The 7244-nt window shown below is 72.3% G+C and carries 5 protein-coding genes; 1 reads left to right on the top strand and 4 read right to left on the bottom strand.

Annotated elements, in window-relative coordinates:
• Positions 1-198: 198 nt before the first annotated feature.
• Positions 199-1884 carry a DUF885 domain-containing protein gene (locus ABZW18_RS33950; RefSeq protein ID WP_356195179.1) on the bottom strand — a complete coding sequence of 562 codons (1686 nt, stop codon included), beginning with the start codon at positions 1882-1884 and terminating at the stop codon, positions 199-201.
• Between the two features lie 49 nt (positions 1885-1933).
• On the bottom strand, positions 1934-2434 hold the full coding sequence (locus ABZW18_RS33945) for an Lrp/AsnC family transcriptional regulator (RefSeq protein WP_356195177.1): 501 nt from the start codon (positions 2432-2434) through the stop codon (positions 1934-1936).
• 60 nt (positions 2435-2494) lie between these two features.
• Between ABZW18_RS33945 and ABZW18_RS33940 the strand changes: the two genes are divergently transcribed.
• Complete coding sequence (locus ABZW18_RS33940; RefSeq protein WP_356195175.1) at positions 2495-3742, top strand: PLP-dependent transferase; 1248 nt, start codon at positions 2495-2497, stop codon at positions 3740-3742.
• On the opposite strand, the gene ABZW18_RS33935 is transcribed toward ABZW18_RS33940, so the two are convergent.
• Together ABZW18_RS33935 and ABZW18_RS33930 are read right to left on the bottom strand one after the other, a co-directional pair.
• Positions 3642-5084: a GNAT family N-acetyltransferase gene (locus ABZW18_RS33935; RefSeq protein WP_356195173.1), complete on the bottom strand. Its 1443-nt coding sequence runs from the start codon at positions 5082-5084 to the stop codon at positions 3642-3644. The genes ABZW18_RS33940 and ABZW18_RS33935 overlap by 101 nt on opposite strands.
• Positions 5085-5285: 201 nt before the next feature.
• The gene (locus tag ABZW18_RS33930; protein WP_356195181.1) at positions 5286-6860 is read right to left on the bottom strand and encodes an alkaline phosphatase D family protein; all 1575 of its coding nucleotides are present in this window, start codon (positions 6858-6860) and stop codon (positions 5286-5288) included.
• Positions 6861-7244: the final 384 nt, after the last annotated feature.

Raw genomic sequence — 7244 nt, 5'->3', positions numbered from 1 at the left:
CCCCGGCCCTCCCCGGCACCCCGGCCCCCCCCCGCGCGGGGGCCGCGACCCGGTGGAGGCGCGGGGGGGGGGGGGGCCCCCCCCCGCCGGGGGGTGGTCGGGCCACCGGCCGGACGCGCCTCTCGCGAAGGGGCATGCTCACGTGCAGGCATGCTCACGTACAGACCTCACGCGCGGAGCCGCTCGCGGGCAACCGCCTCAGAGCCGGGACAGCTCCTCGACCAGGTCGTCCAGGCCGAGTGAGCCCAGCGACAGCGCCTCCATGTGCCACCTCTTCGCGTCGAAGGCGTCCCCGTGAGCCCGGCGGGCCGCCTCGCGCCCCTTCAGCCAGGCGCGCTCGCCGAGCTTGTAGCCGATGGCCTGTCCCGGCATGCCCAGGTACCGGATCAGCTCGCTGTCGACGAAGTCCGCCGGACGGCCGCTGTGCATACCGAAGAACTCCCGCGCCAGCTCCGGCGTCCAGCGCTCGCCCGGGTGGTAGGGCGAGTCCGCGGGGATCTCCAGCTCCAGGTGCATACCGATGTCGACGATCACCCGCGTGGAGCGCATCATCTGCGCGTCCAGATAGCCCAGCCGCCGCTCCGCGTCGCTGAGGAAGCCCAGTTCGTCCATGAGCCGCTCCGCGTACAGCGCCCAGCCCTCGGCGTTCGCGCTCACCCCGCCGACCGTCGCCTGGTAGCGGGAGAGCCGGTCGGCGACATGCGTCCACTGCGCGAGCTGGAGGTGATGGCCGGGCACGCCCTCGTGGTACCAGGTGGACACCAGGTCGTAGACCGGGAAGCGGGTCTCACCCATCGTCGGCAGCCAGGTGATGCCGGGGCGGGAGAAGTCCATCGACGGCTGGGTGTAGTACGGGGCCGCGGCGCCGCCGGGCGGGGCGATCCGCGACTCGACCCGCTTGACGCGCTCGGCGAGTTCGAAGTGCGTACCGTCCAGCGCCTCGATCGCCTCGTCCATCAGGGCCTGGAGCCAGACCCGTACGTTCTCCACGCCCTCGATGTGCCGGCCGTGCTCGTCGAGGTGGGCGAGGGCCTCCCAAGGGGTGGCCGCGCCGGGCAGGACCTTCTCCGCCTCGGTGCGCATCTCGGCCAGCAGCCGGTGATACTCCGACCAGCCGTAGGCGTAGGCCTCCTCCAGGTCCAGGTCCGTCCCGTTCCAGTAGCGCGACCAGCGGGCGTAGCGCTCCCGGCCCACGATGTCGGGGGAGCCCTCGACGGCCGGTGCGTACTTCTCGCGCAGCCAGTCCCGCAGATCCGCGAAGGCGCCGGTCGCGGCGGCGGCAGCCATGTCGAGCTCGCTGCGCAGCTCCTTCGGCCCGTCGGCGGTGAACTCGGCGAACCAGCTGCGGTCCTTGCCGACCCAGTCGTCCAACTGCTCGATGACGGTGGCCACTTGGAGCGGACCGGCGGGCAGCTTGCGCTCCAGGCCCTCGGCGAGCGAGGCGCGGTAGCCGTCGAGTGCGGCCGGGACGGCGTGCAGCCGGTCGGCGACCGCCGCCCAGTCCTCGGTGGTCGCGGTCGGTGTCACGGTGAGCACCTCGCGGACCGCGTGCACCGGCGAGTGGATATTGCTGACCGCGCGCAGCCCTTCATGGGCGTCGTGCACCGCGAGTTCGGCGTTCAGCCGCTCCCGCAGCAGCCGGGCGCAGCGGCGCTCGGCGTCGTCCCCGGCGCCGGGCCGGGCCTCCGCCTCGGTCAGCTCGTCCAGTGTCGTACGGGCCAGGTCGGCGAGCGCCTGCTGTCCGGCGGGGGAGAAGTCCGGGAGCCGGCCGGAACTCGACGCCACCCCCAGATACGTGCCGATGACCGGGTCGAGTTCGATCAGGGCGTCCACGTAGGCGTCGGCGACCTGACGGGGCAACGGGTTGCTGTTGATGTCGGACATGCGCTCATCCTCGTACGGGAGGGGCCGCCGCGTCACCACCATTCGCCTGCTACGTCCCTGACGGCCGTGGGCGCGGCGTCTCCGGTGGCAGCAGCGGGCCGCACTCCCACTGCTGGAAGATCAGCCGGGTCTCGACCCGGGCCACCTCGCGCCGCGAGGTGAACTCGTCCAGCACCAGCCGCTGGAGATCGGCGGTGCCGGAGACCGCGACATGGACCAGATAGTCGTCCGGACCGGTCAGATGGAACAGCGCCCGCGACTCGGGAAGCGCGCGGATCCGCTCGACGAACGGCCCGACCAGCTCCCGCCGGTGCGGCCGCACCTGCACCAGGAGCAGGGCTTCGAGCCCGCGCCCCAGCTTGGCCGGGTCGAGCCGCAGCTCGTGCCCGAGGATCACCCCGGAGCGCCGCAGCCGCGCCACCCTGTCCAGACACGTGGACGGTGCGACGCCGACCTCCGCCGCGAGATCGCGGTAGGTGATCCGGGCGTCGTTCTGCAGCAACCGCAAAATGTGCAGATCCACCGGATCCAAAGGTATCGATTCGGCCATTGGCCGAACATAACACGGAGATTTTCCGCCAAGGTCCGGTGACTGTTCAGCATCGGGGCCATGGAGACGACAGCCGGGACACCACAGCGTTCACTCGCCACCGAAGCCGTGCATGCGGGCCGCGAAGATCTCGCGGAGCTCGGTCTGCACGCGCCGCCGCTGGACCTGTCCACCACGTACCCGTCCCACGACAGCAGGGCGGAGGCGGCCAGGCTCGACGCGTTCGCCGCCACCGGTGAGCAACTCGACGGCCCGCCGGTCTACGCCCGGCTCGACAACCCCACCACCGGCCGCTTCGAGACGGCTCTCGCCCGCCTCGAGGGCACCGAGAGCGCCGTTGCCTTCGCCAGCGGCATGGCGGCCCTCACCGCCTGCCTGCTGGTACGGATCAGCAGCGGACTGCGGCACGTCGTCGCGGTCCGCCCGCTGTACGGGTGCAGCGACCACCTGCTGACCGCCGGACTGCTCGGCAGCGAGGTGACCTGGGTCGACCCGGCCGGCATCGCCGACGCCATCCGCCCCGACACGGGCCTGGTCATGGTGGAGTCGCCGGCCAATCCGACACTGGCCGAGACCGATCTGCGGGCCGTCGCCCATGCCTGCGGCGAGGTGCCCCTGCTCGCGGACAACACCTTCGCCACGCCCGTCCTCCAGCGGCCCGCCGAACTCGGCGCGCGGATCGTGCTGCACAGCGCGACGAAGTACCTGGGCGGTCACGGCGACGTCCTCGGCGGTGTCGTGGCCTGTGACGAGGAATTCGCCCGGCAGCTGCGCCAGGTGCGGTTCGCCACCGGCGGAGTGCTTCACCCGCTCGCCGGATATCTGCTGCTGCGCGGTCTCGCCACCCTGCCCGTACGCGTACGGGCCGCATCCGCCTCGGCGGCGCGGCTCGCCGGCCGGCTGGCCGCCGACCCGCGCATCTCCCGGGTCCACTACCCGAAGCTGGGCGGCGCGATGGTGGCCTTCGAGGTGCACGGTGACCCGCACGAGGTGATCGCCGGGGTGCGGTTGATCACCCCGGCGGTCAGCCTCGGCAGCGTCGACACGCTCATCCAGCATCCGGCCTCGATCAGTCATCGCATCGTGGACGCCGGCGACCGCCGCTCCTCAGGGGTCAGCGACCGGCTGCTGCGCATGTCGGTCGGTCTGGAGGACGCCGAGGACCTGTGGCGGGACCTCGACCGCGCGCTCGGCGCTTCCCGCAGGGTCAGCGCTCGGCCGGCTGATACGCGGCCCGCGGACCCGGCCCGCCGGGTGACCCGTGCGTCCCGGGGGAGCGCACCGGAGCCGGCGCGAGACGGGCGGTGATGACGAGGGTGCCCTCCTCGATCTGGTAGTCCAGCGGCAGGCCGAGCCCGCGCATGGCGGCGACCATCCCGGTGTTCGCCGACTGGGTGACGGCGTACACGCTGTCGCAGGCCGCCTCGGTCGCCAGCGCGACGAGCCGCCGCAGCAGCTCGGCACCGATCCCGCGGCGCTGCCAGTCGTCCTCGACGAGCAGCGCGACCTCGGTCTCGTCGCCGTCCCACAGCAGATGGCCGAGGGCCACGAGCCGCCCGGACGTGGTCTGCACGGCGAGCGTGCGGCCGTAGCGGGGGCTGAGCAGATGGCTGAGGTAGCGGTCCGCGTCGCCGACCGGGCCGTGGTAGCGCAGGCTCAGCGTGCGGGCGGAGCAGCGGTCGTGCATCTCGCGGGCGGCGACCAGGTCCTTGGCATCGGCCCGCCGCACGGTGATCTCGTTGCCCTCCGGCAGCGTCAGCACGTCCCGGCTCCGCGGCACCCGCGGGCCGAGCCGGGCGTCCAGCTCGACGAGGGCGCGGGCCCGGGCGAACTCCGTGGGGGTGAAGGGCAGATACGGCCGTTCGATGGTGATCGCCCCGCCGGAGGGGTCGCGCAGCCGCAGCACGGTGTCCTCCAGGACCCCCTCCTCGGGCACCGGCTCGGCCATCGGCTGTCCGCTCAGCGACTGCGCCGGCAGCGAGTGGATCGTGCAGCGGCCGAGCAGCTGCCGCAGCGCGAGGGGCAGTTCCGCCGCGTCGAGGGCGGTGCGGGTCGCGAGATTCAGCACCCGGGTCGGGGTGTCGACCAGGTCGTGGGCGTCGGCCCGCTCCATCCAGGTGCCGGTGCCACCTGCCGCGGCGACCTCCCGGGTCAGATCGGCGGGTGCCAGGGCGGCCGGGGCCCGCAGCAGGAACTCGTCGGCGGTGCCGTCGGACAGCGGGTGGGTCTGGAGGGTCAGGATGTCCACACGGTGCCTGGCCAGCGCGGTGCACAGTACGGCGAGGCTCCCGGGCTCGTCCCGTACGGTCGTCCGCATCCGCCACAGCGCGGTCCCCGACAGGTCCGGGCCTGCCGAGGCCGCGTTGCCGGACGCTGCGGCAGCGCTGCCGGCGCTGCCTCCCGGATCGCCGGGCTCCGTGACCGGCGGGGCATGGCTGTGGCGGCGGGCCCACCATGTGTGGAATCCCGCTGTGGCGGCCAGGGCGACGGCGGAGGTCACCAGCAGCACCGGCCCCTCGGGGCCATGCACGATCATGTTGGCGATCGCGTCGGCGACCGCAACGGCGGTGAACAGGGCGGCCAGCTCGATGAGATCCCGCCTCCAGTGGTGCGGACGGCGGGAGCTCTTCGCGGATGTCACATCAGTCATGGCAACACCCTGCCGGATGGGTGTTGCGTGATCACAAACGCTTTGTGACCGATGGGTTAAGTATGCTTCTAGTCTTCTACAGACCGTTTTCGGTCAGTTTTGGATGGCGCGGACCGTTGTTTTCCGGGTGTCGCCGATTTGCCGGGTGACCGGCGCTCCCCGGCGGGCCGGGTGCCGCCGCGGAGCGCCGGTCACCCGCAGTCACTGCCCCACCCGGCCCGGCTGGAGGACCTTGGTGAAGAGGACGGCTCCGCCCTCCTCGCGCAGCCGTACGGTCAACTCCCCGCTGGGCCCGTCGATGTCCACCTCGCCGTAGTACTGGCCGCCCTCGAGCGGCGAGACGTTGGCACGCGTGGGCGCCTTCACGAAGGACTGCTCGGGTCCGAAGGTCCCGTCCAGCTTCACCGCCGGGAAGCCACCCGCGTTCAGCGGCCCCGACACGAACTCCCAGAAGGGCGCGAAGTCCTGGAACGCCGCCCGCGACGGGTCGTAGTGCTGCGCCGACGTGTAGTGGACATCGGCCGTCAGCCACACCGTGCCGGTGATCCGTTGGTGCTTGATGTGCCGCAGAAGCTCCGCGATCTGCAGTTCACGGCCCAGCGGAGCACCCGGGTCGGCCTGCGCGACGGCCTCGAAGTCCGTCGTTCCGTCCGCGACGACGAGCCCCAGCGGCATGTCGGAGGCGATCACCTTCCACGTCGCGCGCGAGCGCGACAGCTCCCGCTTCAGCCACGCCAGCTGCCCGGCCCCGAGGATGCCCTGCTTCTCCTCCGGCTGCCGGCCGGGCGAGTTGGCGTTCCGATACGTCCTCATGTCCAGGACGAAGACATCCAGCAGCGGACCGTGCCGCACCACCCGGTGGACCCGGCCGTCGCCGTTCGGGCGCAGTGTCGAGACCGGGTAGTACTCGCTGAACGCCCGCCAGGCGCGTGCCGCGAGCACGTCCACCCTCTTCTCGGAGTAGCGCGGGTCCTCGAGGATCTCGCCCGGGTACCAGTTGTTGAGCACCTCGTGGTCGTCCCACTGCACGATGCCCGGCACCTGTGCGTTGAAGCGTCGCAGCTGCTCGTCGAGCAGGTTGTACCGGAAGTTTCCGCGGAACTCCGCGAGGGACTCGGCGACCTTCGACTTCTCCTCCGTGGTGACATTCCGCCAGATCCGGCCGTCCGGAAGCGTGACGCTCGGCGCGATCGGACCGTCGGCGTAGACGTTGTCACCGCTGCACAGAAAGAAGTCGGGGTTCCGCCGGCGCATCTCCTCGAAAATCGGGTAGCCGCCCCGGTCCGGGTTGATGCCCCAGCCCTGACCCGCGAGATCGCCCGACCACAGGAACCGCACACCGTCGCTCCGCCGCACCGGCGCCGTACGGAAAGTGCCGTACACCGGCTCACCGGTGCGCCGGGGATCGTCCGGATCGGCGAGCACCACGCGGTAGTGCACCTGCTCGCCCGGCGGGAGGCCGTGCAGCGCGGTGGTCCCCGTGAAGTCCGTGCCCGGGCCGACGACCGGGCCCAGGCTCCGCCTGACCTTGCGGAACGACTCGGTCGCGGACGTCTCGACGATCATCCGGGCCGGACGGTCGGAGCGCACCCACACCAGCCCCGACGAGCTCGTCACATCCCCCGCCTGTACGCCCCAGCGCGCCTTCGGCCGCCCCGCCAGCGCCTGCGCGGGCGCCGCCCCGGACAGCGTCGGCAGAGCCAGCGCCGCGGACGCCGCGGCGCCGCCGTGCAGTACGGCCCGCCGCCCGACGTCTCTTCCGGATCCCTGCGCCATATGGAACCTCCCGTTGCTCATGCTGCCGTCTGTCCGCAGTGTCGTCCCGTTGCTACCGGGGCGAGATGCCGCACACCCGAATACGCGGTCAACTCCACTTCCCTCGACGCCCCGTTCCGTTCACCCTGCCGTCCACACCCTGTTGCGGCCGGGGCGCTGAGCCGCGTGACCCGGCCTTCCGGTCCACGGACCCGCGCAATTCTCGCGACCCGCACCGGAACCCGGGCCGGCCCGGTCGAACTCCGCGCGCCACTCACGGCCTTGGCCCTCCGGTCCCGGTGTGATCAGCTGCAGACACTGCCACCGCGCTGTGCCCGGCGCAAGATCGACTCCACACTCACCCGCCCGCCCCCGCCCCCGCCCCCGCCCCCGTCCCCGCCCCCG

It is taken from the genome of Streptomyces sp. NPDC004647, assembly GCF_040609575.1.
GTDB lineage: Bacteria > Actinomycetota > Actinomycetes > Streptomycetales > Streptomycetaceae > Streptomyces.
The sequence above is the reverse complement of the archived record's forward strand: the minus strand, read 5'-3'. Positions and strand labels throughout refer to the sequence as shown.

What these genes read in the sequence shown, in the direction of transcription:
- ABZW18_RS33935 (WP_356195173.1), bottom strand. Translation starts at nt 5,084, where the DNA reads ATGACTGATGTGACATCCGCGAAGAGCTCCCGCCGTCCGCACCACTGG.
- ABZW18_RS33930 (WP_356195181.1), bottom strand. Translation starts at nt 6,860, where the DNA reads ATGGCGCAGGGATCCGGAAGAGACGTCGGGCGGCGGGCCGTACTGCAC.
- ABZW18_RS33950 (WP_356195179.1), bottom strand. Translation starts at nt 1,884, where the DNA reads ATGTCCGACATCAACAGCAACCCGTTGCCCCGTCAGGTCGCCGACGCC.
- ABZW18_RS33945 (WP_356195177.1), bottom strand. Translation starts at nt 2,434, where the DNA reads ATGGCCGAATCGATACCTTTGGATCCGGTGGATCTGCACATTTTGCGG.
- ABZW18_RS33940 (WP_356195175.1), top strand. Translation starts at nt 2,495, where the DNA reads ATGGAGACGACAGCCGGGACACCACAGCGTTCACTCGCCACCGAAGCC.